At 58.0% G+C, this 26004-nt stretch carries 24 protein-coding genes and 1 tRNA gene; 17 read left to right on the forward strand and 8 right to left on the reverse strand.

Going from position 1 to position 26004, the window contains the following annotated elements:
• Positions 1-54: 54 nt before the first annotated feature.
• From lpcA to LGH74_RS16275, 5 genes are all read right to left on the reverse strand, one after another.
• Positions 55-636, reverse strand: a complete 582-nt coding sequence (lpcA, locus tag LGH74_RS16255; RefSeq protein ID WP_226177305.1) for a D-sedoheptulose 7-phosphate isomerase — start codon at positions 634-636, stop codon at positions 55-57.
• Positions 637-657: 21 nt separating this feature from the next.
• On the reverse strand, positions 658-1245 hold the full coding sequence (locus LGH74_RS16260) for a hypothetical protein (protein ID WP_226177271.1): 588 nt from the start codon (positions 1243-1245) through the stop codon (positions 658-660).
• A 188-nt stretch (positions 1246-1433) separates the two neighbouring features.
• Positions 1434-3272, reverse strand: coding sequence for an ABC transporter ATP-binding protein (locus tag LGH74_RS16265; RefSeq protein WP_226177272.1), 1839 nt, complete (start codon positions 3270-3272; stop codon positions 1434-1436).
• A gap of 58 nt (positions 3273-3330) precedes the next feature.
• A complete protein-coding gene (locus LGH74_RS16270; protein ID WP_226177273.1) occupies positions 3331-3690 on the reverse strand; it encodes an F-box protein in 360 nt (119 codons plus the stop codon).
• A gap of 20 nt (positions 3691-3710) precedes the next feature.
• Positions 3711-5630, reverse strand: a complete 1920-nt coding sequence (locus tag LGH74_RS16275; RefSeq protein WP_226177274.1) for a capsule assembly Wzi family protein — start codon at positions 5628-5630, stop codon at positions 3711-3713.
• 204 nt (positions 5631-5834) lie between these two features.
• On the opposite strand from LGH74_RS16275, the gene LGH74_RS16280 reads away from it, so the two are divergent.
• The 5 genes from LGH74_RS16280 (at position 5835) to LGH74_RS16300 (ending at position 11234) form a co-directional block, all read left to right on the forward strand.
• Positions 5835-6782: a GNAT family N-acetyltransferase gene (locus LGH74_RS16280; RefSeq protein ID WP_226177275.1), complete on the forward strand. Its 948-nt coding sequence runs from the start codon at positions 5835-5837 to the stop codon at positions 6780-6782.
• Positions 6770-7453: a uracil phosphoribosyltransferase gene (gene upp, locus LGH74_RS16285; protein WP_226177277.1), complete on the forward strand. Its 684-nt coding sequence runs from the start codon at positions 6770-6772 to the stop codon at positions 7451-7453. Before LGH74_RS16280 ends, upp begins: the two co-directional genes overlap by 13 nt.
• Before the next feature lie 134 nt (positions 7454-7587).
• Positions 7588-7995 (forward strand): hypothetical protein, encoded by a 408-nt coding sequence (locus LGH74_RS16290; protein WP_226177279.1) that lies wholly within the window; start codon positions 7588-7590, stop codon positions 7993-7995.
• A gap of 212 nt (positions 7996-8207) precedes the next feature.
• On the forward strand, positions 8208-9563 hold the full coding sequence (locus tag LGH74_RS16295) for a T9SS type A sorting domain-containing protein (RefSeq protein ID WP_226177280.1): 1356 nt from the start codon (positions 8208-8210) through the stop codon (positions 9561-9563).
• 225 nt (positions 9564-9788) lie between these two features.
• Positions 9789-11234, forward strand: a complete 1446-nt coding sequence (locus LGH74_RS16300; protein ID WP_226177281.1) for a T9SS type A sorting domain-containing protein — start codon at positions 9789-9791, stop codon at positions 11232-11234.
• 74 nt (positions 11235-11308) lie between these two features.
• Here LGH74_RS16300 and LGH74_RS16305 read toward each other — a convergent pair whose 3' ends face one another.
• The gene (locus LGH74_RS16305; protein ID WP_226177282.1) at positions 11309-12724 is read right to left on the reverse strand and encodes a DEAD/DEAH box helicase; all 1416 of its coding nucleotides are present in this window, start codon (positions 12722-12724) and stop codon (positions 11309-11311) included.
• A 165-nt stretch (positions 12725-12889) separates the two neighbouring features.
• On the opposite strand from LGH74_RS16305, the gene LGH74_RS16310 reads away from it, so the two are divergent.
• The 3 genes from LGH74_RS16310 to LGH74_RS16320 all read left to right on the forward strand — a co-directional run bounded on the left by LGH74_RS16310 (position 12890) and on the right by LGH74_RS16320 (position 14468).
• Positions 12890-12963: transfer RNA gene (locus LGH74_RS16310), tRNA-His, on the forward strand.
• Between the two features lie 103 nt (positions 12964-13066).
• Complete coding sequence (locus LGH74_RS16315) at positions 13067-14002, forward strand: PfkB family carbohydrate kinase (RefSeq protein WP_226177283.1); 936 nt, start codon at positions 13067-13069, stop codon at positions 14000-14002.
• A gap of 142 nt (positions 14003-14144) precedes the next feature.
• Positions 14145-14468, forward strand: coding sequence for a hypothetical protein (locus LGH74_RS16320; protein ID WP_226177284.1), 324 nt, complete (start codon positions 14145-14147; stop codon positions 14466-14468).
• An 85-nt stretch (positions 14469-14553) separates the two neighbouring features.
• Here the strand turns inward: LGH74_RS16320 and LGH74_RS16325 are convergent, their stop codons facing one another.
• Together LGH74_RS16325 and LGH74_RS16330 are read right to left on the reverse strand one after the other, a co-directional pair.
• Complete coding sequence (locus LGH74_RS16325; protein WP_226177285.1) at positions 14554-15366, reverse strand: hypothetical protein; 813 nt, start codon at positions 15364-15366, stop codon at positions 14554-14556.
• Between the two features lie 23 nt (positions 15367-15389).
• Positions 15390-17123 (reverse strand): M61 family metallopeptidase, encoded by a 1734-nt coding sequence (locus LGH74_RS16330; RefSeq protein ID WP_226177287.1) that lies wholly within the window; start codon positions 17121-17123, stop codon positions 15390-15392.
• 242 nt (positions 17124-17365) lie between these two features.
• Between LGH74_RS16330 and rpmH the strand changes: the two genes are divergently transcribed.
• The 9 genes from rpmH to LGH74_RS16375 all read left to right on the forward strand — a co-directional run bounded on the left by rpmH (position 17366) and on the right by LGH74_RS16375 (position 25670).
• Positions 17366-17524, forward strand: a complete 159-nt coding sequence (gene rpmH / locus LGH74_RS16335) for a 50S ribosomal protein L34 (protein ID WP_226177288.1) — start codon at positions 17366-17368, stop codon at positions 17522-17524.
• A 19-nt stretch (positions 17525-17543) separates the two neighbouring features.
• On the forward strand, positions 17544-17981 hold the full coding sequence (locus LGH74_RS16340) for a ribonuclease P protein component (protein WP_226177289.1): 438 nt from the start codon (positions 17544-17546) through the stop codon (positions 17979-17981).
• A gap of 28 nt (positions 17982-18009) precedes the next feature.
• The gene (locus tag LGH74_RS16345) at positions 18010-19716 is read left to right on the forward strand and encodes a S41 family peptidase (protein WP_226177290.1); all 1707 of its coding nucleotides are present in this window, start codon (positions 18010-18012) and stop codon (positions 19714-19716) included.
• A 65-nt stretch (positions 19717-19781) separates the two neighbouring features.
• The gene (locus tag LGH74_RS16350) at positions 19782-20105 is read left to right on the forward strand and encodes a DUF6678 family protein (protein WP_226177291.1); all 324 of its coding nucleotides are present in this window, start codon (positions 19782-19784) and stop codon (positions 20103-20105) included.
• 34 nt (positions 20106-20139) lie between these two features.
• Positions 20140-20832: a tRNA (adenosine(37)-N6)-threonylcarbamoyltransferase complex dimerization subunit type 1 TsaB gene (gene tsaB, locus LGH74_RS16355; RefSeq protein ID WP_226177293.1), complete on the forward strand. Its 693-nt coding sequence runs from the start codon at positions 20140-20142 to the stop codon at positions 20830-20832.
• Positions 20833-20927: 95 nt separating this feature from the next.
• Positions 20928-21449 (forward strand): DUF2480 family protein, encoded by a 522-nt coding sequence (locus LGH74_RS16360; protein WP_226177295.1) that lies wholly within the window; start codon positions 20928-20930, stop codon positions 21447-21449.
• Positions 21450-21584: 135 nt separating this feature from the next.
• Positions 21585-22898: an APC family permease gene (locus tag LGH74_RS16365; protein WP_226177297.1), complete on the forward strand. Its 1314-nt coding sequence runs from the start codon at positions 21585-21587 to the stop codon at positions 22896-22898.
• 82 nt (positions 22899-22980) lie between these two features.
• Positions 22981-24267, forward strand: coding sequence for a hypothetical protein (locus tag LGH74_RS16370; protein ID WP_226177298.1), 1287 nt, complete (start codon positions 22981-22983; stop codon positions 24265-24267).
• A gap of 266 nt (positions 24268-24533) precedes the next feature.
• Positions 24534-25670: a serine hydrolase gene (locus tag LGH74_RS16375; RefSeq protein WP_226177299.1), complete on the forward strand. Its 1137-nt coding sequence runs from the start codon at positions 24534-24536 to the stop codon at positions 25668-25670.
• Positions 25671-26004: the final 334 nt, after the last annotated feature.

Raw genomic sequence — 26004 nt, forward strand, 5'->3', positions numbered from 1 at the left:
GAAAAAGCCAGCCCGTTGCGGGGCTGGCTTTTGGTACTCTTTGAAAGCAAATGCTTAGGCCGGCTCGGCCATCAGCTGCTCGATGAGCATAATCATGATGTGGATGGCCTTGATGTGGACTTCCTGAATCCGGTCGGCAAAGCCGGTGTGGGGCACCCGGATTTCCACGTCGCTGAGGGTAGCCAGCTGGCCACCATCTTTGCCGGTGAGGCTCACAACCTGCATGCCGCTGGCTTTGGCGGCTTCGGCGGCGCGCAGCACGTTGGGCGAGTTGCCGCTGGTGCTGATGGCCAACAGCACGTCGCCGGGGCGTCCCAGGGCCTGCACGTAGCGGCTAAACACATGGTCGTAGCCGTAGTCGTTGGCTACGCAGCTCATGTGCGAGGCCTCGGTGAGGGCAATGGCACCCAGGGCGGGCCGGTCGAGGCGGTAGCGGCCACTGAGCTCCTCGGCGAAGTGCTGGGCGTCACAGAGGGAGCCGCCGTTGCCGCAGGTCAGGATTTTGCCGTGCTGCCGAAGGCTGGCGGCCATCAGGCGGGCAGCCTGCTCGATGTGGGCCAGGTTGTCGGGGTCGGCCAGAAAACGGTCGAGCACGGTGCGCGCTTCGTTCAGCTCGGCGCGGATGAGGTCAGTCAGGGGTACGGTCACGAAGCAAAGTTACAACCCGGCGCGGTTGTCGGGGTGGTTATCGGGCGCGGGATGGATAATGGTGTTGGGCTGTTGCACTGGCGCGTTCATCAGGCCGGGGTCCGACTGCGGAAAGGTAGGATGCTCCACGTCGTGGCCGGGCGTTACGGTGCCACTGCCGGCAGGCGGAATGGCCGAGTCGATATATACCGGGGCCGGTGCTACCGGGCCCGACTGGTACACCGTGGTGGGCGCGGGAGCAACGGGGGCGGTAGTCGTGGTAGTAGCCGTCGTGACGGTGCGCTGCTGGAAATCCCGCTCGCGCTGGTCAATCTGCTGGTCGTAGAGCTTGGCCTTAAGCTCGTTGATTTTCCCGTTGAGCACGTTAGTTTCACGGCGCAGCAGGGCACTGTCCATGTTTTCGGTGATGAGCTGCAGCGCCAGCAGCACGGCTCCTACGATGAAGAGCGTGTTGTAGAACGTGGCCAGGCCGGCATCACCGCTCAGGTTGAAGGTGGAGGCGAAGGTGTCGCGGGCGGCGGGGCTGAAGACGAACAGCAGCGCCAGCAGCAGGTACACCATCACCAGAATCGTAACCAGGCGTTTGAGAGCAAGCATAGAAGGGAGAAAGCTAAAATTCCGGAAAAGCCGGTGGCTGTTCCACACGGATGCCGCATTGGCGCACTAAATATAGGTTTTCACCAATTTAGAATCGTGGAACAAGCCCGGCAACGTGCCCATAAACGCAGGGAAGCCCGCTACAGTTGGCACAACCGGGATTTCAGCACTATTCTGACCCCGCAGCGTTACGGCAGCACGCCGTTGGTCTGCATCGAATTCAGGCGCTGGTACACGCCGCCTTCGCGCCGCAGCAACTCGTCGTGGGTGCCGCGCTCCACGATGCGGCCCTGCTGGAGCACCACGATTTCGTCTGCGTGCTGAATAGTGCTCAGGCGGTGGGCAATGACGAGGGAAGTACGGTTCTGCATCAGGCGCGTGAGGGCTTCCTGCACCAGCTTTTCGCTTTCGGTGTCGAGGGCGGAGGTGGCTTCGTCCAGAATCAGGATGGGCGGATTGCGCAGAATGGCCCGCGCAATGCTCAGGCGCTGGCGCTGCCCGCCCGAGAGACGGCTGCCCCGGTCGCCGATGATGGTCTGGTAGCCGTCGGGGGCCTGCATAATGAACTCGTGGGCGTTGGCAATCCGGGCGGCTTCTATTACTTGCTCGTCGGTGGCCTGGGTGTTGAAGCGGATGTTGCTCAGAATCGTGTCGTTGAACAGGATACTTTCCTGGGTCACGATGCCCATCTGGTCGCGCACGGAGTGAATGGTGCAGTCGCGCACCTCGTAGCCGTCGATGAGGATCTGGCCGCCGGTGGGGTCGTAGAAGCGGGGCAGCAAATCGGCCAGGGTACTTTTGCCGCCGCCCGAGGGGCCCACCAGCGCAATGGTTTTGCCCTTCGGAATGATCAAATTGATGTCCTGCAATACGGGGGTGTCGCCGTAAGCAAACTGCAGGTTGCGCAGCTCAATCTGGTGCTCGAAGGCGGGTAGTACCCGCGCGCCGGGCTGGTCGCGAATGGCCGGCTCGGTGTCGATGATGCTCAGGACCCGCTCGCCGGCTACCAGGCCCCGCTGGATGTTGCCAAACGACGACGAAAGCGACTTGGCCGGCGTGAGCACCTGCGAAAACATGATGATGTAGGCAATAAAAGAGGCCGCCTTGAGGTCGGAGGTGCCGCCCAGCACGAGCGTGCCGCCGAAGTAAAGCAGGCCCGCTACGACTAGCACGCCGGCAAACTCGGAGAAGGGCGAGGCCAGGTCCCGGATGTTGTCGATGCGGCGCGAGGTGCGGGCGTACTGGTCGTTCTGGTCCTCAAACTTGCCCTTGATGTAGGCCTGGGCGTTGAAGGCCTTGATGACGCGCATGCCGCCCAGCGTCTCATCAATCACCGACATCATCGAGCCTAGCGTGCTCTGGCTGGTTTTGGCCTGGGTGCGCAGGCGCTTGGAGAGAGCCGCAATCATGCCGCCCGAAATAGGCAGCAGCACCAGCGAAAACAGCGTGAGCTTGGTAGAAAATGAGAACAGCACCACAAAGTAGGCCACGATGTAGAGCGGGTCGCGGACGACACCCTGCAGGGTATTGACCACTGAAATTTCCACTTCCTGCACGTCGTTGGTGAAGCGCGACATCATATCGCCCTTGCGGCCCGACGAGAAGTAGCCCAGCTGCAGCTGAATCACGCGGTTGTAAAGGTCGCGGCGCAGGTTGCGAATCACGCGGGACCGGACGCGGGCCGCGATGCGCAAGCTCAGGTAGCGGAATACGTTGCTGAAAAAGACCGACGTTATAAGCACCAGACACACAAAAAGCAGCGCGCCCAGCTTGCCGTAGGTCGAGATGACGTGGCCGAAGTAGTAATAAAACGTGCCCGTGACGTAGTCCAGCGTGGGGGCAAACGTGGGCAGAGTAGCAGGAATTTCGAGCGCGCCGGTTTGCTCAAACAGCACGTTCAGCATCGGAATCATCAGGGCAAAGTTGCCGATGCCGAAGAAGATGCCCAGGATGGTGTAGAGTAGGTACAGCGGCAGAAAGTCGGCGAAGGGCCGCGCGTACTGCAGAATGCGGAGGTAGGTCTTCATAAGAACGTCAAAGGTAACCCCGGATTCGGGTTGCGCCCCGGCTGGGCGGGCGGCCGCGCTACTCGGCGCTGAACACGGCTACGACCTCAATCTGCCCCAGAATATGCTGATTGAACTCGGCCAACTCTTCGGCCGGTACCCACAACTCGTCGTGCTCGGGCCCACCCACGTTTTGCACGGGAAAGGTAGCGGCGTAATCGGCATCCACGGCAAAGCGCAGCACGTAGCCGATACAGTAGTAGGGCACGTTCCAGTCGCGGGCAATCTGGCTGGCGTAGGCCTCATTGAGCACCGGATAGAAAAAGGGCTGCTCAGGCAGGCGCGGCGGAAAAGCCAGCCAGTCGGCGGCGGCTATCAAATCCAGCTCCTGCTGATTGACGGGCCGGAAGAGCAGCAGGGCAGCGGGGTCGTGGCGCATAAGCAGAGTCCGATATCGGCTTAAAACTCGTGTAGCCGCTGGGCAATGTTCCAGCGCAATGACACCGACGAAAAAGCCGCCGTGCCGTTGCCCAGCGCCGAGTCGTCGCCAGTCTGGCGGCGCACGATCTGCTTGGCGTCGAGCCAGAGGTTGTGGCGCACCTGGTAGCTGGCTGTCAGGTCGCCGTGCAGCAGCGTGGTGGTGTTGCCCTGGGCAATGGTGTTGCCGAATTCCTGCACCCGGGTGTTGTACGACTTGAGCACGTTGCCGCCGTAGTTCTGGCCCAGCTCATCGGCATTCACCCTGTCGAGGCCCTGCTTGGTATAAAAGCCTTTAGCCACAATATTGAGGCGGGGCAGGGGCTGGTAGCTTACAATACCGATGAACTCGTAGAGGTTGGCGCCCATGGGGTGGGCCAGGGGCTGCTGGTAGTGCTGGTAGCTGCGGTACTGGTCTTCGTGCTGGTAAGTATAAGGCCGAATGTAGTTGAACTCGGCTTGCACGTCGAGGTTGCTGATGCCGGCCACGTCGATATACTTGCCGCCCAGCTGAAACGCCTGCTTATTTGCCCACCAGCCGTTGCCGGCCCGTACGTTGCTCACCACCAACTCGTCGAGCACCAATTGCCCGTAAATCTGGCCCCGGCGCAGCACGTTCCATTTGAAGTCAAGGCCCAGAATGGCGTTGTCCTCGGAGCCCACCTGCTGCTCGATGCTGCGGTAGAAGATAATCGGGTTCAGGTACTGCAGCTCGAAGCGGCCTTTGCCCCGGGCAAACATCACCGACTCGAACACGCCCACGTTGAAGCTGGGCGTAATATCGAGGCTGAGGTGATGCAAGGCCATGTACTTCTTGGGATACACTTGGTCCTGCTCGCGCCGGTCGGCGGTCAGCTCGGCAAACAGGTTCTGGTAGTTGAACTTCCAGATGCGGGTGTTCAGCTTGAGGAAGAAATACGGGGCCGAGTAGTCCGACAAAATCAACGACCGGTAGCCGTTGCCGATGAAGTTCCGGTCGTGGCCCAGCTGCACGTTGATGTGCTTGGTAGCCGCGTAGGTGAGGTAGCCGCGGGCCGAGAGGAAGTCGTACTGGTCGGGTTTGTTCTTGAAGTTTTTCCAGTAGCCTTCGTGGGGCACAATGGTGTCGCGGGCAATGCGGTTTTGCACGTAGGCGGGCACGGCCATCTGGTTGTCGGCCACGAAGGTGTAGAAGCCCAGCCGCCCATCCACGGTGCCTTCCACCTGCACGCCCCGGGTGTTGATGTAACGCAGCCCGTCGGCATCGGTATCCTTACCCAGCTGAAACTGCACCACCGGGCTCACGCGCAGCGTGAAGTCGGGGGTGGCTACGTGGAAGAAGTCCGTCTGATTGTTGAAAAAATATTTCAGGAACGGCTGCGTGCTGGTATTCATGGCCGCACCCTGAGCCGAGTAGTTCCAGTTGTCACGGGCCAGATACTCCGCATTAAACCGGTCGGCGGCCGACTGCGAGGTGGCACTGCCGTTGTCGTTCAGCACCCGTTCGGCCAGCCGGGCCACGCCGGCCCGGTGGTAGGGTCGCACGGCGGTATAAGGGTCGCCAAGCGAATCAGGGCCGTATTTGATGGCGTACCGGTCGATGAGGCGGTAGATGTCCTGGTCGAGGGGCACGTAGGTGCTGCCCTGGGTAGTGGTAGCGCGCTGGCTGATGCCCGGGCTAGCCGCTGTCGGCGCCGGGGCTACGGCAGCGGCCGGACTAGTAGGAGTGGCACCAGCCGCCGGGGCGGGAGCCGGCTGCGGGGCCTTGGCCGGCGCTTTGGGGTCGGCTTTGGGGTCTATCGGGTGGTCAAAAATCAGCCAGACCGCATCCGGGTCTTTGGCTGGGGGAGGCGTAGTCTGGGCCACGGCGCGGTGGGCCAGCATAGCCAGCGCCGATAGAAAAAGGATTAGTGGTTTCTTCATAAAAGCGGGGGCCGTGGTTCTGGTGAGGCACCCGGCGGGGCAAACCTACGCAGTTCAACGGTGGGAGTTGAGGCCAGGGAAAAAAGTAGGGCAGCAGCCGGCTGAACAAGCCCGGCCGCTAGTGTACGGTACCAACGCCGAAAAGCAGCAAGGACGTACGGATTGCCCTACTTTTACGCCGCTCCTGCTTTTTATCCGCCTGCTTTGCCGCTCCGTTATCTGTCATTCGCCCAACTCGACCTGGCTGCCTGGGACGCCTGCGTGGCCGCCGCCGAGCAGGCCGTGCCCTACGCACAAAGCGCTTGGCTGCACGCCACGGCCGGCCGCTGGGACGCTGTGGTAGAACAGGAGCCAGGTTCGAGCCAGTATCGGTCGGTGCTGCCGCTGCCGGTGAAGCGCCGCCCCTGGGGCGGACAGGTGTACCAGCCCGCCTTCACCCAGCAGTTGGGTCTGCTTACGACGCCCGCCAGCCGGCACCGCGAAATCGAGGAATATCTGGCCCTGGCGGCTCGCCATTGCAGCCGGCTTTACCTACAGCTGAACACCGCCAATACCCTGCCGGTCGCCGTGCCGGCCTTTACTGCGGTGGTTCGGCAAACCTACTGCCTGCCCCTGGCCGCCGACTACGAGCAGCTGCAGAAAGGCTACGCCGCCGACTACCGCCGCCGCCTGCGCCTCAATCAGCAGTTGGAGCAGCCGTTGCGAGTTACGGAAACGACTTCAGCAGCAGCCTTGCTAGCACTATTCCAGCAGCATAAGGGCGGCGAAGTAAGCAGTCTGAAAGCCCGGCACTATCGGCAGCTGCAGCAGCTTACGGTCGGCTTGCAGCAGGCAGGGCAGGCCTTGATTCTGGAAGTAAAAGCCCCGCAAACCGGCGAATTGCTGGCTGGGGCGCTGTTTGTTGTCACGCCGCGCGTCATTATTTACCTGTTTGCCGCTGCCTCGCCAGCCGGTAAAAAAGCGGCGGCACCGGTACTACTCCTCGACCACGTCATTCGACACTACGCTGCTACGCCCGGCCTTGTCCTGGACTTTGAAGGCGGGATGATTCCGTCAATTGCCCGTTTTTTTGCCAACTTCGGGGCCCGGCCCGTGCCCTACGTAGCCCTCACCTTCACCCGCCAGCCCTGGTATCTGTCATGGAAACGCTGAATACTCCCCCCGCAAGTCCCGCCGCCGACCGTGTGCATATTGTGTGCGCCGAGCCTTCCATTGCCAATCATTTTCTGGCTGAGCTGCGCGACGTAGACGTGCAGCGCGACAGTCTGCGCTTTCGCCGCAATCTGCAGCGCCTAGGCGAAATTATTGCCTACCGCATCAGCTCTCAGCTCAGCTACACCGACAAAGAGGTGCAAACCCCGTTGGCCAAGGCCATCAGCAAGCAGCTGCGCGACTTTCCGGTGCTGGCCACCGTGCTACGCGCCGGCCTGCCGTTTCACCAGGGCTTCCTGAACTACTTCGACCAGTCGCCCAGCGCCTTTGCCGCCGCCTACCGCATCGAGGGCACGGCGCAGGTGCGGGTGCAGGTCGATTACCTCTCGGCCCCCAACCTCGACGAGCGGGTGTTAATCTTAGTAGACCCGATGCTGGCCAGCGGCAAGTCGTTGGTGCAGACCTACCGGGCCATGCTGCGCTTCGGCCAGCCCCGGCAGGTGCACATTGCCGCCGTTATTGCCTCGCCCGAGGGCGTGGAGTACGTTACCCGCGAAATTCCCGAAGCCACGCTGTGGGTAGCGGCTGTGGATGACCACCTCAACGAGCACGCCTACATTGTGCCCGGCCTCGGCGACGCCGGCGACCTGTCGTACGGCAGCAAACTGTAATGAACCGGTAATGCGCCGGAACTAAACCCGCCGGCGCTTACCTGTTATCTTTACGCTTTGCAGTTTCCTTCATTAGTTCCGAAAACGCCGTGTTGCCCCATTTTGCCAAATACGCTTCCGTTTTCCTGCTGAGCATGGTGAAGTTCTTCGGCGGTCCGCTGGCGGGCGTGTCGTTGGGAATTCCCTTTTTCCAGACGCTGGGCCTGAGCGTGGCGGGCATGATGACCACGGTGCTGGTGGTATCGGGCGTGGGGCGGATGTGGGCCCTGCACCAGCGGCAGCGCCGCGAAGACAAAGGCAAGCCCCTGTTTACCAAGCGCAGCCGCCGTATCGTGGGCATCTACCGCCGCTTCGGCATGCCCGGCATTGCGTTTCTGACCCCCATTCTATTCAGTCCCATTGGCGGCACCGTCATTGCTACCCAGCTGCACGTGCCGCGCTGGCGCATCCTGCTGCACATGCTTTGGAGTGCGCTGCTCTGGGGCTCAGTCATGACGCTGTTTGTTGTTAAATTCAGCCATCTGCCGTTTTTTCACCGGTAGCCCGATGGTCAGCTTCCATTCCGGAAAAGTCCACCTGCAGCAGGTGGGCTTTTTTAGCTTTTAGCAGTTTCTAAAACACTTGTTTATACGCTTGTGTAAGCGGCGGCGGGCGTAGTAGCTTTGGGTTCTATTCTTTCTCTAGCCTCTGTACGCAACCTCTGCGGCGGCATTTGTCTCAACGATACATTCTCTTCTCCCAACTTATTTGCTTTATGCCTACTTCTTCACAAAAGTTTTTTCTGGGTGTTATGGGGCTGCTGGCCCTCTCCACTACCGATTTACAGGCTCAGTCGGCTCGGCCTGCTAGTTCGCTTACGGCCTTGAGCCGCGCGGCGCACCCGGCCACGAGCCCTTTTACCAAGGCCCTGCGCGGTATCAGCACAACCGTAGTACGTCCCGGACAGAGTATCAATTATTTCTGGGACAGCGCCAGCAGCACCTGGATGCTTGGCCGGAAAGAGGAGTATAGCTACGACGCTGGTGCCCGCCTGACGCAGATTATTAACCGGGATTCGGCCACCTCCCAGCTCAATGAGCGGATTCTGCTCGAGTACAACGCCCAAGGCAAGTCAACCTCGACCACGTACCAGCGGTGGCTGAACAACGCTTGGGAAAATGATAGCCGCTATACGCTCAGCTACGATGCCCAGGGCAACGAAACGGAATATCTGAGCCAGAACTGGAACGGCAGCAGCTGGACGACGGATTTCGGCAACCAGAACGTGTATACCTACAACGCGGCCGGCGTCATAACGGAGTGGATTCGCAAGGAATGGGACAACGGCACGTTCGTCAATCAGGAGCGTGAAGTGTATACCGTTACCAACGGGCAGTGGAGCAGCCTGGTAATACAGGAGTGGGAAAACGGGGCCTGGGTGGATGACCAGCGTATCCTCGACGTGGTGTGGTACGACTGGAGCCGTGTGCTGCCCGCTTCTTTCCGGCGGCAGGAATTCAATGGCACTGCCTTCGTCGACGAAAGCCGCACCACTGTTGCGTATAGCCCCAATGGCGACCAGGTCAACACGGTGCAGAAATACGTCGGCACGGCCTGGGTGAACGACTACCGCATTTCGGAGCTCTACGACAACTACGGCAACGAGCTGGCCAACATCGAAGAGCAATGGATAAACAACGCCTGGAGTTTGGAGTACGGCGACCGTAACCTACTGTTTTACAACGCTAATAACGTAGTGATACGCAAAGTGGAGCAGCGCTTCGACAACATGCTCCGCCAGTACGTCAATAATTACCGCATAAACTACTCCAACTTCCAGAGCATCACGCTGGCCTCGGCCCGCAACGCAGCCCTCGAAGCCCGGGCCTCGCTGTACCCCAACCCCGCCGCCGGCCTCGTAACGCTGGAAGTAGCCGACGTGCGCGGCACGCAGGCTGCCACGGGCGAATTGCGCAACGCGCTGGGCCAGCTGGTGCAGCAGTTCACGGTCCAGCCTCAGGCCGGCAAGCTCAGCACTCAGCTCGACCTGAGCGGCCTGAAATCAGGCATCTACACTGTGCGCCTGCAAACTGCCGACGGCGCCATCGTCAAGCGCGTGGTGCGTAACTAGATTCTCGTTCTTTCTTCCGTGGAAAAGGCCCGACCAAGTACTTGGTCGGGCCTTTTCTTTGTGCTTTTCGTGGACGGCAAAATACCTACTTGTGGGTATTGTGGCAGGCCGGGCAGAGTGGTAGGTTTGCGGTCCGTTTACTCTGGGATTACCAGGCCTATACCTGGTTTGAGCAAGTAATGAACCTGTTTACTCCTTCATTTTCACACCTAGCTTATTGGCCTTATGCCTACTTCTACTCAAAAATTCTTTTTAAGCATGCTCGGTTTGCTAGCCGTAGCTGCTACTGATGTGCAGGCCCAGACGGCCGCTGCGAAAAGCAGCAGTAAGCTCATGACCCTGATCAACAAAAAGCATGAATCCCTAGGGCAGTCTGCTATGGCGGCCCGCGGCATCAAGGCTACAGTCGTACGTCCCGGTCAGGAGGTAAGCTATTCCTGGGACCCCGCCGCTCGGCGTTGGGATGTAATTGCGAAAAGGGTTTATACCTACAACGCCCAGGGGCTTGTAACCCAGCAGATTGATCAGGATTCGGCTACATCGGCTTTCAATGGCCGCTCGCTGTATACCTATAACGCCCAGGGCAAGGAACTCAGCTATACCAACCAGTACTGGAATAACAACGCTTGGGTAAACAGCAGCCGTTCTTTGATGACTTATGATTCGAACGGTAAAGAAGCCAGCTACACTAACCAGAACTGGGATAACAACGCTTGGGTAAACAGCAGTCGGTATCTGTCAACCTATGATTCGCACGGCAATAGGACGTTAGATGAATCACAAACTTGGAATGGTAGTATCTGGGTAACCACGGATGCCTACCAGTCGGCATATACCTACAATGCTGCCGGTTTGATGACGGAGGTAATCAACAAGGAGCTGGAAAACGGCGTGTATGTGAATACAGACCGCACGACGTTTACTTATACCAACGGGCAGTGGAGCTCGATTACGTCCGAAAAATGGAATAACGGCTCCTGGAGAAATGATGAGCGTGTTCTGGACATTGTGTGGTACGACTGGGCCAACGAAAAACCCCTTTCTTACCGTGTGCAGGATTTTAACGGTACCACCTTTGTGGATTCCGATCGGTACACGGTTACCTATGGTGCCAATGGTAGCACCGTAGAACTCAGAGAAGCCTACAACATCAACGCCTGGTTTAACTACCGTCGATATACAGATATTATTGATAGCCAAGGGAATGGACAGCAGTATTCTGTTGAATCTTGGACCAATAATGCCTGGAAGGTGATAGACGGAAGTAAGTACATCAACGTATACAATAGCGGTAACGTCCTGCTTCGTCAAGTGCATCAGGAGTTCGATGATGTTACGCTTCAGTACGTGAATAATTATCGCTACAACTACTCCAGCTTCCAGACCATTACGCTGGCGGCCCGCAACGCGGCCCTAGAGGCTCAAAGCGCCTTGTACCCCAACCCGGCCAGCGGCGTAGTTACGCTGGAAGTAGCTGGTCTGACGAAGGCCACCCTGGCCAGTGGCGAAGTTCGCAACGCCCTGGGCCAGCTGGTGCAGATCTTCTCCGTTCAGCCCCAGGCCGGCAAACTCAGCACGCAACTCGACCTGAGCGGCCTGAAATCAGGTATCTACACCGTGCGTCTCCAAACCGGCGACGGTGCCATCGTCAAGCGTGTAGTACGCAACTAACTCCCTGCGCCCTATTGCAACAAAAAAGCCCCGACCAGTACTGGTCGGGGCTTTTTGTATGGATATTCGGTGGACTACCGGCTGCGGCGCGCGTTGCGCAGCTTGGCCGCGCCCTTCGCCGCCGGCGACTGGCTCTTGCCCGGCGAGGCGCGCTTCTTTTTGCCTTTCTGGCTCCGGTTCGGGCCCTCCACGTAGGCCTGGCCCGTGCGCTTGTCGATGCCCTTCTGCAGGGGCGTTACCTTCTCGTGGAAGGCACCCTGAAACTCGGGGTCCAGCTTTTTGCGGCGCTCGTCAATCTCGCGGGCCATGCTTTGCTTTTCGTCAAACATGGTGTCCATCACCTTCACATCGGGCGGCAGCGGCAGCTCCGGAATGGGCTGGTTGATGAGCTCCTCGATGCGGCCGATGTGATGCATTTCGGCCTCGTTGGCGAAGGTAATGGCTGCCCCCGTGTGCTGGGCCCGGCCCGTGCGCCCAATGCGGTGCACGTAGTCGTCGTACACCAGCGGCACATCGAAGTTGATGACGTGGCTTACCTGGGGCACGTCGATGCCGCGGGCAGCTACGTCGGTAGCTACTAAGAAGCGCAACTCACCGGCGCGGAAAGCGTCCATCGAGTTGATGCGCACATTCTGGCCCTTGTTGCCGTGAATGGCCCGCACCTCGCCGGCCACCTTGCGGCCCAGGAAGTGCGCCACGTTGTCGGCGTGCTCCTTGGTACGGCAGAAAATCATGACCCGGTTGAACGTTTCGGCATCCTTAAACAGGTAGCCCAGCAGGTTGATCTTGGTAAGCAGGTTGGGCACCCGGTAAAGCGTCTGCGACACGTTCTGGGCCGAAGTAGCGGCGGGCGTCACCTCAATGCGCATCGGGTATTCAAGAAATTCCTCGCTCAGCTTCACTACCCGCTCCGGCATGGTAGCCGAAAACAGCGCGTTCTGCCGCTTGCGCGGAATTACTTCCAGAATAGCCCGGATCTGGGGCATGAAGCCCATATCCATCATCTTATCGGCCTCGTCTAGCACCAGAGTTTTGAGCTCCTTCAGTACCAGAGCACCTTTCAGATACAGCTCCATCAGGCGGCCAGGCGTGGCAATGAGAATGTCGACGCCCTGAGCCAGCGTGTCAATCTGGGTTTTGGGTCCCAGGCCGCCATAAATGGCCAGAATGCGCAGATCGGTATACACGGCCATCTTTTTCAGGTGGTTTTCGATCTGCATGGCCAGCTCCCGGGTGGGGGCCAGGATGAGGCCGCGCGGGTGCGTACCCTGGGCGTATTTCACCTTCATGAGCAGCGGCAGGCCAAAGGCGGCCGTTTTGCCGGTACCGGTCTGGGCAATGCCCAACACATCGTGGCCGGCCAGCAGCAGCGGAATGGTTTGCTCCTGCACGGGCGTGGGCTGCTCAAAGCCGGCTTCCGCCACGGCGGTGAGAAGCTGTTTGTTGAGCTTGAAATCGGCGAAAGTGAGCGGCTGCGGCGTATCAGACATGGCAAGAATTCCTAATGGGAGCGCAAAGGTACGGGGAATCTTGCCAGCAAACGGCCTGAGACTCATTATATAACTGCTTGGCAGGCAGCCCGACACAAAAAAAGCCTGTGATTTATTTGCAAATAGCCCGGCAACCTTTACTTTTGTGACTGCAATACCAACCTGGTAGATATAGCTCAGCTGGTTAGAGCGTCGGATTGTGATTCCGAAGGTCGTGGGTTCGAGCCCCATTATTTACCCATACGGAAGTCCCCGGAGAGAAATTTCCGGGGACTTTTTTTGTTATTTGTACCGTTGTACCCCCGGCGGCATTCCGCTGAAACCCCACTTACCCCTCTGACTATGAGTCTGGTCGTTATCGGTTCTGTAGCGTTCGACGCGCTGGAAACGCCTTTTGGCAAAACCGACAAAATCATTGGTGGCGCCGCCACCTACATCAGCCTGTCGGCTTCCTATTCGCTGAAGCCCGTGAAGCTGGTTGCCGTGGTCGGCGACGATTTCCCGCAATCCGACATTCTGCTGCTACAGGAGCACGGCGTCGATACGGAGGGCCTACAGATCAAGGAAGGGGAGAAGTCCTTCTTCTGGTCGGGCAAATACTCTACCGACCTGAACTCGCGCGAAACCCTGACCACCGAACTCAACGTGCTGGCCGATTTCGACCCGATTCTGCCCGACAGCTACCAGGACTGCAAGTATCTGATGCTGGGTAACCTGGCCCCGGCCGTGCAGCGCCTCGTGATTCAGCGCCTCGTAAACCGCCCCAAACTCATCGTAATGGACACGATGAACTTCTGGATGGACGTGGCTTTGGAAGACTTGCTGGCGACTATCGAAATGGTAGACGTGCTCAGCATCAACGACGAGGAAGCTCGCCAACTGTCGGGTGAATATTCGTTGGTAAAAGCCGCCAAGAAAATCATGGGCTTCGGTCCGAAGTTTCTCATCATCAAGAAGGGGGAGCATGGCGCGCTGCTGTTCCACAAGAACAAGATTTTCTACGCGCCGGCTCTGCCCCTGGAAGAAGTATTTGACCCGACCGGCGCTGGCGACACCTTCGCGGGTGGCTTCATCGGCCACTTGGCCGCCACCGACGACATCAGCTTCGACAACATGAAGCGCGCCGTGATTCACGGATCGGCCATGGCTTCGTTCTGCGTGGAGAAGTTCGGCACCGAGCGGCTGTTGCACCTCACGCCGGAAGAAGTGGAAGCCCGCGAGGCGCAGTTTGCCGACCTGGTGCGCGTAGTGCCCGCCACGGCTGTGCAAAACGCCTAAGCATCGTCGTAACGGCTGTTCTGTGAGAAACCTGCCACTCCTCCAATGGGGTGGCAGGTTTTTTTATGGGCCGCTCAGCACAACTATTTGCGCCGATGCCGGGTACAAGACAGGGTATCTTCTCACCTAAGTTTCCACTGCCATGAGTAAGCATCAAGATAAAGCGCCCACCAACTCGGAAAAAGCCCACCAGCGTTCTGACGCTGACAACCAAGAGCCCAAAAACCAGGAGTCAATGGATTTTAAGGGTCAGGCCCAGTCCAACAGCGGCGGCACGCACATGCAGAATGTGAACCAGAACAGCATCAACGAAGCTGGCAATCCTACTCATAACAACACGCCGGGTAGCGGCACCAACGAGGAACAACGTACCTCCCCAGTAAACAAGCCCCGCAACAACCCACAAGGCAACCAGCCAATGTCGGTAGACGGTAGCCAGAAAGGTCCCGGCCGCAAGGCTGACTAAGCAACACAATCCATAAAAAAAGCCCCGCCAGATAATTCTAGCGGGGCTTTTTTTATGAATTTAGTTTTGGGAAGCATTACAAACCCTACGGCACCACTTTCATGCGTACAACCCGGGTATCCACGTCGCCGTTGTCGAAGAAATCCTGCTCGAAGAGGATGGTTTTGTTGTCGAGCCAGCGCGGGCCCGTAACGCCCCACTCAGTTTGCCGCTCCCATAGCTTTTCCAGCTTTGGGCCGTCGACGCTCCACACCTGCAGGCCGCTGGGCTCGTAACGGGCCAGCACGTCGGAGTTGCCGCACACGAAGTGGCGGCCGTCGGGAGCCACGGCCGGTGGGCTCCACACGCGGGTGCGGCGGCCGGTACGCTCGTCGATGAGCAGGAAGTAGCCGCCTTCGTAGAGATGCACCGAAATCAACCACTGCTTGATTTCGGGCAGGCTGCCTACGTACTCGAAGCTCACGTTTTTCTCGTAGTCCTCAGCCGGGTTATTTATGAGGCGGACCGGCTGCTTGGTGGCCGTGGGCCGGAGCAGCAGCGTGCCACCCGTGCGGCGCACCGTGGGGCCAGCCGTACGCAGGCGCTGCCGCTCTTCGGCTTCAAGGTCAATTTCCTGGTCCTCGGTTGTGGGCTCCGGCGGCAGCCAGGTTTTGTGGGGCAGCTTGGCATATACGTTGCGGCTACCCTGATGAATGCTGAGCACCCGGCCCGGCAATTGCACCAGTGTATCGAGGTGTTCGAGACGGTAGATGCGCGGCGGCACCGGGCGTGGCAGCGGCACTACCGGTGCCGTGGTCGGCACGCTGGGCTGCATCCGCTCGGCGGGGCCACGGAAAGTACAGCCCCCCAGCAACAGCAGAGGAGGAGTAAGTAAAAGCAGGGCGCGAAGCCGTAACATGATATTGGAGGTAAAAGCGCCGCTTAAAATTCCTGCTTCAGCCACTCCCGGAAGCTGGCCTGCTGCTCGGGGGTGACGTCAGCCAGCTTTTCCACCGTGTATTTCGGCCAGAATTGCTGCTCGGGGTTGCCGGTCAGCGTGACGGTCAGCAGCCGATTTTGCCGAAACACGCTCACCTCATAGCTGGCCGCGTTGTCGTTGAGTAGGCTTTGCAGGTTCATATCCACGCGCCGCCCGTTCACGGCCACTATTTCGTCGTCCACGGTTAGGGCGGCGGCGGCCGGGGAGCCGGGTAGAATGTCGGTGATTTCTGTGCGCTCGTTCTTCACCACCGAGCGGAAGCCAAACACGCCCTCCGCCACCGACACGTTCGGATCTGCATGCAGCGTGCAGCCCACAAAGCTCAGTGCTTTGTCGAGCGGCTCCTCCAGCGGTGCCGTGCCGTAGATAAACTTGTCGAAATAGGTTTTCATATCGCGCCCCGCTACTTCCGTCACGATGCGGATGTAATCTTCTTCGGTATAACCAATTCCAGTCAGCCCAAATTCCTCGTAGAGGCGGCGCATTACGTCGTCGAGGCTGCGCGTATGGTGGCTCAAGCGGCGCAGCGTCAGGTCGAGCAGCAGTGCTACTAATGCGCCCTTGTGGTACACCGACACTTTGCGGTCGGGCACGCCAGGCTTATAGCCATCCAGCCACAAGTCCATTGAGGCATCGGCCAATGACAGGTTGTAACGACCATAGTCGTCGTAGTGCTTACGGAGCACGGTATTTAGTTCGGCAAAATACTGCTCGGCGGTACGCACCTGGGCGCGGGCCAGCAGGTATTCGCCGTAGTAAGTCGTGATACCCTCGGCAATAAAGCAGGTGCGAAAGTAATTTTCCCGGGTGAAATCATACGGCTGCATTTCGGCCGGCCGAATGCTCTTGATATTCCAGGTGTGAAACAGCTCGTGGCAGCTCACGCCCAGCAGCTCCTTATAGAGGCCTTCACTCATCAGCAGCTCGGCCGGCCCCAGCACAATCACCGTCGAGTTCATGTGCTCCACGCCGTGGTAGTGCTTATAAGGCAGAATCTGATTCAGAAAATGGTAGTCCTGCACCGGAAAGCCGCCAAACATGGTCAACTGCTCCTCCGAAAAGGCGGCGAAATCCCGCAGTAGCCGGGGCCAGTCGGGTGCACACTCGCCCTGCACCCAGATGGAGAAAGGAATGCCCTGGGCCACGTAAGTCTGCTGCACGAGCGTGGGACTGGCAATCAGGGGCGCGTCTACCAGTTCGTCGAAGTTGCGGGCCTGTAGTGTATTGGGGCCGCTTTGGGGCAGGCCGCAGGCAATCTGCCAGCCTTCGGGTAGCTCTAGCCGCAGCTGGCACGTTTCCGCCTGCCGGCCCTCCACGTACATAAAGCACTGCACCCCGTTGATGTAGAGCTGCGACTCATCGAGCCACGAGCCGCCGGCATCCATCTGGTGGGCGTAAAAATTGTAGCGCACCCGCACCGTGCGGCCTGTCGCACCCGTCACCTGCCACCGGTCTTTGGTGAGCTTGCGGCTAGACAGTACCTCGTTGGTAGCGGCATCCTCCACTACCACACCCTGAACTTTCTGGGCGAAGTTTTGTAGCTCGTAGCGGCCTGGTCGCCAGGCGGGTAGCTGAAATTCTAGGGCCTCGGTAGCCGTGGCGGCCACTTCGAAGGTCATCTGTACCTGCAGGTAAAACGTGAGCGGGTTGTCAAACGAAACGTAGTAGTGCATCATAGAAAGCAGGGCGGGGGAGAGGCCAGAAACGGGTACAAAGCTACGGGGTAACGCGCCGGAACCGGCAGGCTGGTGGATATCTGTTTTACGGGAGAAAAGCTGGCGGGTAGATGCGTATCTTTGCCGCTTCCGGCCGAAGCTTTTTGTCGGTTAAGCACAAAAAGCTGTTTGAAGCATTGCCTTTTCCAAATCAAGATCGTACCTTTGCCGGCCTTACCTGTCACTGAGTCTCTTACAATATCATGAAACGTACTTTTCAGCCCTCGCAGCGCAAGCGCCGCAACAAGCACGGTTTCCGCACGCGCATGGAATCCGCTAACGGCCGCAGCGTGCTGGCCCGTCGTCGTGCCAAAGGCCGCAAGCGCCTGACCGTATCCGACGAAGGAAAACATAAGCGCTAACCCGCTGACGGCGCCTGCCGTGTCGCTTTCCTTGGCTCAGATGCCGGGGGCGCGTTCGTATTCGTTTCCGAAAGAAGAACACTTGTGTCGTAAAAAGCTCATTGAGGAGCTTTTCGGCCGGGGTTCTTCTTTTGGTTTATACCCCCTGCGCATCGTGTGGCTACCCGCCCCGGCGCCTACCTCGGCTCCGCCGCAGGTACTGGTCAGTGTGTCCAAGCGCAGCTTTAAGCGTGCTGTCGACCGCAATTACCTCAAGCGCCTAATGCGGGAGGCTTACCGGCTCAATAAGTACCGCTTGGTGGAAGCACCTGGCGGACACCCGGTGGGCACTATTGCGTTTATCTATACCGGCAAGGAAAAAAAGCCTTTCGCGCTGGTGGAAAAAAAATTAATTTCAGGGCTGGAGCGTTTGTTAGCCGATGCAACCCCCGCGCCCGCGGCGGAGTCTGTCTCGTAGGCTACTTTTCTCGCTTCTAGTCACTTATATGCGTAAAACTACCGTTGCTGGCGTGCTCCTGGGGGGCGCCGCGCTGCTCGCATCGTTTCGGACTGCCTCGGACAACGAGCGGTACTTCGAAATTGCTAAGAACCTCGACATTTTCGCCACGCTGTTTAAAGAGGTGAATACGTTTTACGTGGACGAGGTGACGCCCGGCAAGCTGGTCAAGACCGGCATCGATGCCATGCTCAAGTCACTGGACCCGTATACCAACTACATTCCCGAGGACGATATCGAGGATTTCCGCACCCTGACTACCGGCCAGTACGGCGGTATTGGGGCGGTGGTGGTGAAGCGCAGCGGCAAAACTATTGTGCAGAGCGCCTATGAAGGCTATCCAGCGCAGAAAGCCGGCCTGCTGCCCGGCGACGAGATTCTGACCATCAACGGCGTCAACGTCGAGAAGAAGAACAATTCCGACATCAGTAAGCTGCTAAAAGGCCAGGCCAACTCGTTGGTAAAGCTCGAAGTGACGCGCTACGGCCAGGAAAAGCCGATTGAGGTTAGCATTACCCGCGACAAAATCCAGGTCGATAACGTGCCATACTACGGTATGCTGTCCTCGGATGTGGGCTATTTCCAGCTCGGCAGCTTCACGGTGGATGCGGGTAAGGAAGTGCGCATGGCCGTGAGCAAGCTCAAGGAAATGGGCGCCAAGAAAATCGTGTTCGACATTCGCGACAACCCCGGAGGCCTGCTCAATGAGGCGGTGAATATCTCCAACGTCTTCGTCGATAAGGGCCTGGACGTGGTGAGTACGAAAGGCAAAGTGACGGAGTGGAATAAAACCTATAAAGCCCTCGACGCTCCGCTCGATACCCAGATTCCGGTTGTGATTATCACTAGCAGCCGCTCGGCATCAGCCTCCGAAATCGTATCGGGCGTGCTGCAGGACTACGACCGCGCCGTGGTAGTGGGCGAGCGGACCTTCGGCAAGGGGCTCGTGCAGGCTACCCGGCCCCTGAGCTACAACTCACAGCTGAAGGTGACGACGGCTAAATACTACATTCCCAGTGGCCGTTGCATTCAGGAAATCGACTACGCCCACCGCGCTGACGACGGTACGCTGGGCAAATTCCCGGACTCGCTGCGCACGGCTTTCAAAACCCAGAGTGGCCGCGTCGTGTACGACGGCGGCGGCGTGGCCCCCGACGTGGAAGTGCAGGAAAAGGAAATTGCCGACATCACCCGGGTGCTGCTGCAGAAAAACTATCTGTTCGACTACGCCACCCGCTACCGCGCCGAGCACCCGACCATTGCTACGGCCCGTGAGTTTCAGCTATCCGATGCCGACTACCAGAAGTTCGTGCAGTTTTTGGCCGGTAAGGACATCAACTACAGCACCGATATGGAGAAAAGCCTGACGGAGCTGTCGAAGAAAGCCAAGGAAGAAAAGCACTATGACGACGTGAAAGCTGAGCTGGAAGCCATCCGTAAGAAGGTGTCGACCAACAAAAGCAACGATTTGACCCGCTTTAAGCCCGAAATCCGAGAGCTGCTGGAGCAGGAAATTGTGTCGCGCTACTATTTCCAGAAAGGCGGTATCGAGGCTAGCTTCGACGACGACCCCAACATCCTCACCGCCATGCAGGTCATCAACGACGCCCCGCGTTATGCAGCTTTGCTGAAGCCCGGCACGCCGGAAGCCAAAACCCGGCCCGAAGCCAACCGCAAGACGGCCGGCGGGAAGTAAGCAGCATTAGTTTATAAAGCACGAAAGCAGCCTCGTCTTGAGGCTGCTTTTCTTTTTAACCAACTATGAAAGCCCACTACCTTATTGACAAGCTGAATACTGAATACAAAATTCAAACCCGGTTGAAGCTATTCGCTGCTGATGAAGTTAGTCCCTGGGCTTCTTGGTTTACTGTTCCAGTAGAAAACTATGTCGAGGCATCTACCACAGGCCCTTACCCCCTACGTGAAGTAGAGTGGGTTGAGGTAAACCCTTTCGTAGTCAAAACCAGAGGGCGTTTAATTATGCCACACATGCTTAGTTATGAGCAACAAATTGTTGATGCATTGGAAGCCGGGGCTATTGAATTTGAACAAATAGGCTTAGTGTTCAGAGTATACTTATCCTAGAATGACAGCAGAAACGAAGTAGTACCTTTGTGGCATGTCCACGCTCATCCTTTCCCTGGAAACTTCCTCGCCCGTTTGCTCCGTAGCCCTGCACCGCGACGGGCAACTGGTGGGCCAATCGGAGCTGCGGCTGGAAAAGTCGCACTCGTCGCACCTGAGCCTGCTGGTGCAGCAGCTGCTGGACAACACCAGCCACACGCTGCACGACCTAGCGGCAGTGGCTGTGTCCGATGGGCCGGGCTCCTACACGGGGCTACGCATTGGGGCAGCGGCGGCCAAGGGATTCTGCTACGCGCTGGATATTCCGCTCATTGCCATCAGTACGCTGCAGGCCCTGGCGCATCAGGTGGCCAGGTACACGGCCCAGGCCGAACAGGTGCTGTTTTGCCCCATGCTGGATGCCCGCCGTATGGAAGTGTACAGCGCCCTTTACACCCACGATGGACGGGAAATGCTGGCTCCGGCGCCGCTTATTCTGGATTCTGACACGCTGGCCGAACAATTAACCCACCATCGGTTGTTATTCTTCGGCAACGGCGCGGCCAAGTTTGCACCGCTACTGAATACGCCGAATGCGGGTTTCCTGACGAATATCGAGCCTTCTGCTATTGCAGTGGGCGAGTTGGCCCAGCACGCCTTCCAGCGCCAGGAGTTTCGGGACGTAGCCTATTACGAGCCTTTTTATCTGAAGGAAGTACACACCACCACGCCGAAGGCTAGAAGTTAGATTGTTAGAACTCAGAGCTTAGATTCTGCTAGACAACAGTATGCAGTTTTAGTTTAAGCTCTTAGTTCTGACCCCGCAGTTCTCATATAAAAACAATGGAAGACCTTATCAACCGTGTTGCGCAAAGCGCCCTGACCTCGCTCAACCTGGAAGAATTCATTCATCCCGGCGAGCGGGTGGTGTATGACATCAAGGAAAACCTGTTCCACGGCTTGATGCTGCGCGAAAAGGATTTCCGGGAGTTTATCAAAACCCACGACTGGAGCCAGTACGACGGTAAAAATGTGGCCATCATCTGCTCCGCCGATGCCATTGTGCCCACTTGGGCATATATGCTGCTGGCCTCGAAGCTGCAGAATCACGCCCACCGCTACGTGTTCGGCAACCTGGAGGCGCTGGAGCAGGAGCTGTTTCACGAAGCCATTGCCGGCATCAACGCCGAAGATTTCCGCGACGCGAAAGTAGTGGTGAAAGGCTGCGGTAACATCCCGGTGCCCACTTATGCCTACGTGGCCATCATGCAAAAGCTGCTGCCCGTTACTTCCAGCATTATGTATGGCGAGCCGTGCAGCACCGTGCCGCTGTATAAGCGCCCGAAAGCTCCGGCCGCCAGCTAGTCGTATTTCCTGCTGAAGAGAAGCCCATCGGTTGCTGCCGACGGGCTTCTTTGCGTTTGGAGCAGTCGGTAGAAAATCGTATTTCCGCAATACAGTGGGCATATTATGCATCTTTGGGGCCCCGAACGAACTTCTATGCCCGAGCAACCCAGTGCCCAGCCCTACAAAATCAGCTTCCTGACCGGTACCGCTATTGTCATTGCCAACATGGTCGGCACGGGCGTTTTTACCAGTTTGGGGTTTCAGGTGCTGGGAATTCAGAGTGGCTTTGCCCTGCTGATGCTCTGGGTGGTGGGTGGCCTCATTGCCCTCTGCGGAGCTCTGTGCTACGGTGAACTGGCCGCGGCTATGCCCCGCTCGGGCGGCGAATACCATTACCTGTCTCAGATTTACCATCCGGCTTTGGGCTTCCTCTCGGGCTGGGTTTCGGCTACCGTTGGCTTTGCTGCTCCTACCGCTCTGGCCGCCATGGCCCTGGGAAAATACGCGGCTAGCGTGTGGCCCGCCGTGCCAGCCCAGGCTCTGTCGATACTCGTCGTGCTGGGCCTCACGGCTATTCACGCCGTCAGCGCCCGGGCTGGGAGCCGTCTGCAGGTAATGGTTACGGCCGTGAAAGTAGCCGTGCTGGTGCTCTTCATCGGGGCCGGTTTGCTAGCTGCCACTCCCCAGCCCATTGCCTTCGTTCCTCATTCGGCCGACTGGCAGCAGCTGCTGAGTCCGGCCTTCGCGGTTTCCCTCATTTATGTGTCGTATGCCTACTCAGGCTGGAATGCCGCCGTGTATTTGACGGGGGAAGTAGCCAATCCGCAGCGCAACCTGCCCCGGATTCTGCTGGCGGGCACGGCCGTGGTACTCTTACTATATGTAGGCCTCAACTTCATCTTTCTCTATTCGACGCCTATTCCCAAGCTGGCCGGGCAGCTGGAAGTAGGCTACGTGGCCGCCAGCCAGATTTTCGGGTCGGCCCTGGGCCAGTTTATGGGCGCCGTCATTGCCGTGCTGCTGGTTTCCACTGTCAGCTCCATGATTTTTGCCGGCCCGCGCATCATTCAGGTGATGGGGGAGGACCTACCGGCCCTGCGGGGTCTAGCCGTGGTCAGCAAAAACGGTATTCCCGTCCGTGCTCTGCTACTCCAAACTTCCCTCACGCTGCTCTTCATCCTGACCTCTACCTTCGAGCAGGTACTTCTCTATGCGGGCTTTGTGCTCAGCCTATTCACCTTTCTGACGGTGCTGGGCTTGTTTGTGCTGCGTTTGCGCCGGCCCGAGCTACCGCGCCCATATCGCGCCTGGGGCTACCCGATTACCCCCTTGGTTTTCCTGGCCCTGAGCGGCTGGACGCTGATTTTTATCCTGCGCGACAAGCCCACGGAGTCGTTGTATGGGTTGGCTACCCTGGCCGTTGGGGCAGTAGTTTACCTCCTGGGTCGTAGTTTCAAGGGCATTTGAGCATCCAGCGACAGTCTGGAAAATGGGAACTGACTACATTTGCCTTTCAAGATATTCCCGCTACTCCCTCAACACTCATTCCATGCGCTTATCCTTTCTCGGGGCGCTGCCGGCTTTTCTACTCTTGCTGGCGGCTTGCTCCGAACCAAAAAAGCCGGTTGCCGAGCAAGCCGCTCCCGTAGCTGCCACCCCAGTTGCCCCCGATTCTTCTTTGGCTCCGGTTCCCGCCCCGGCCGCCCCCGATACCACCGCGCTGCAGGATATAGCCGCTTACATAGCCGGCAGTCGGGTTAGCCGCAACAGCGAGCTACGTTCCCTCACGGCTTCCCCCGCCTGGCAAGCCTTTGCCGCCGATGCTGATAAAAGCTGGCTCACGTACCACCAAACGCGCACCCACAAGATTCAGCAGTGGGCTGCTACCGAACTGGACTCCGTGCGAGCCGCCAGCCCAACTATCTTCTACCCCTTCAGCGGCCCCGATCTGCTCAACGTCGTCACAATGTTTCCCGCCAGCCAAACCTACGTGCTGGTCGGGCTAGAGCCGGTTGGGTCGGTGCCACGCCAGAACACCTTGGCCAATCCGAAGCTCTATCCGGCCCTGAAGGCTTCGCTGTGGTCGGTGCTGAACTTTAGCTTCTTTCGCACCAACGATATGGCCGTGGAGCTGAATTCTAAAAAAGCCGACAGCAACGCCATGCGCAAGGCGAATTCTATTCTGAAAAATGCCGCTAAAAGCAACCAGCGCGTCAATATCGGGGGAGTAGTACCCTTGCTGCTGCTGTTCGCGGCTCGCACCGACCACCAAGTGGAGGCCTTACGCTACGTGGTGCTCAATGCTGAAGGCCAGCTCACCGAAGCCGATTCGACTCAGGTACAGAAGCCGGGACTCAACGTAGTGCCGGGCGTCGAAGTAAAGCTGCGCAGCAAAGAAGGCGTCGAAAAGACTGTCGTCTACCTCTCCGCCGACCTTTCCGATTGGAAGCTTGGCACCACCAAAGAATCGGCGTTGCGTTACGTCCGCTCCCTGGGCCCGCTCACCACCTATGTCAAGTCGGCCTCTTACCTGATGCACAAGAGCTATTTCTCTAAAGTCCGCAACTTGGTGCTGGAACGTAGCAGCTACATCCTGCAAGATGATTCCGGCATTGCCATGAAGTATTTCCGCCCCGCCGACTGGAAATTTACCTACTACGGCACCTACAAGCGGCCTATCAACCTTTTCGCCAAGCAATACCAGCCGGTTCTGACCAAAGTGTATACCGACACGGCCAACAAACCGCGCCCTTTGCCCTTTGGCACTGGCTACAACTGGCGCCAAAACGACTCCAATCTGCTGCTGGCCAAGCGACAGAGCGCCCCGGCTATTTAAGCCGGTAGTCAAAAACAGCAACGGGGTGCCAACAAACGCAGTTGGCACCCCGTTGCTGTTTCAGGCTAATGCTGTTGCCAGTACCCTATATATAAGGTGAAATGACCAAGCAAAATATTGTTCTGCCCCTGGGTATGGCCTTGAGCCTGATGTTGCTCGTGCTGCTCCAGGCTGCCCCACCACTACGGCTGGCAACACCCCACCCGGCCTGGCAAGCTCCGGCTGACAGCCCACTGCTTGACAGTCTGCTTCGCACTGATTCGCAGTTGGCGGCGGTTATCCGGCGGGCCAATGAGTACGAAGTACAGATTATCTACACGCAGATAAACCGTGACCAGCGCAACCGGCCGCATTTCACCCAACACAGTTTCCACCTCAATGCACGTCAGTATTTCAACCCAGCCAGCCTGGTAAAGCTGCCCGTATCGGCCCTAGCCCTCGAAAAGCTCAACCGGCTGCAGCAGCCCGGCCTAAACCGAAATAGCCCGTTATCCATCGGCACGGCCTTTCGCTGCCAAACCCCTGTGCCCTATACTGCCTCCCCTGATTCCAACCAGCTGAATACCGTGGGCAATTATATCAAGCGGATGTTGCTAATAAGCGACAATCAGGCCTACAACCGCCTGTACGAGTTCCTGGGTCAGCGGCCGCTCAATGAGCGACTCTGGAGTATGGGTTACTCCGATATCCGCATCGTCCGCCGGTTTGCGCCCTGCGATACGACTGCCAACCGGTATACCAATCCCTTCACGTTCTACAACGCGCAGGCCCAGCCTATTTACCAGCAGCCAGCAGCAGTTAATACCCGCTCCTTAAACTTTCCGCTTGGCCATGTTACCAAGGGGCGAAGCTACCAAGCTGGCGGCCGGATAATAAATCAGCCCTACGACTTTACCACGGCCAACTACCTGCCGCTCCAACGCATAACCGATATCCTGAAAGCTGTCATCTTCCCTAATGATGTTCCGCAAAGCCAGCAGTTCAACCTAGCTGCCAGCGACTATTCATTCCTGCGTACTTATCTATATCAAACGCCCCACGGCTCAAAAGTGACCTATTATGCTCCTCGCCGGTTTTTCGACGCCTATAAGAAGTATCTATACTATGGCCGAAGCCCTGCACGCAGCGCCCAACCAGGCTTGCATATATACAATGTAGTAGGGATGTCGCACGGCTACTTATCAGATGTAGCCTATTTCGCCGATTCCACCAAGCAAGCCGAATTCCTCCTGAGCGCGGTGCTTTATGTCAACAAAGACGGCATAATCAACGATGGAGCGTACGAGTATGAGTCAGTTGGTTTACCCTTCCTTGCCCTTTTAGGGCAGAAAATCTACGAATACGAAAGTCAACGGCCGCGTCAAGTAGAGCCAGACCTGTCCCTTTTCTTCGAAAACAAGTAGGTGCCAGAAACAGGATATGAAAAATATTTCGCTGTTGCTGAACTAAGCTTTCCTGACAACGGGTTATACCCCAGCGTACTAACTAACGGCCGGTGGTGGCCAAGCGGGCCTTCAACGAAAAAGAAGGGGAGCGGGTTTGGAAATGAGCGGGCCAAGTCCCACTTTTGCACTCCCAAATCGGACGGATTCGGGGCACAGCCGGCACCAGCAGCAGAGAAAAAAAGTTGGGCGCAGGGTTGGAAAAATCGGGTCGCGGGTCTTACCTTTGCAGCCCGCTTCAACCGGAGGCGGCCAAGACTTCTCTTCGAAAAACTTTTTTTCGGAGCCCGTTTGG

Origin of the sequence: Hymenobacter lucidus, assembly GCF_020447265.1 — a bacterium.
Taxonomy (GTDB): Bacteria; Bacteroidota; Bacteroidia; order Cytophagales; family Hymenobacteraceae; genus Hymenobacter; species Hymenobacter lucidus.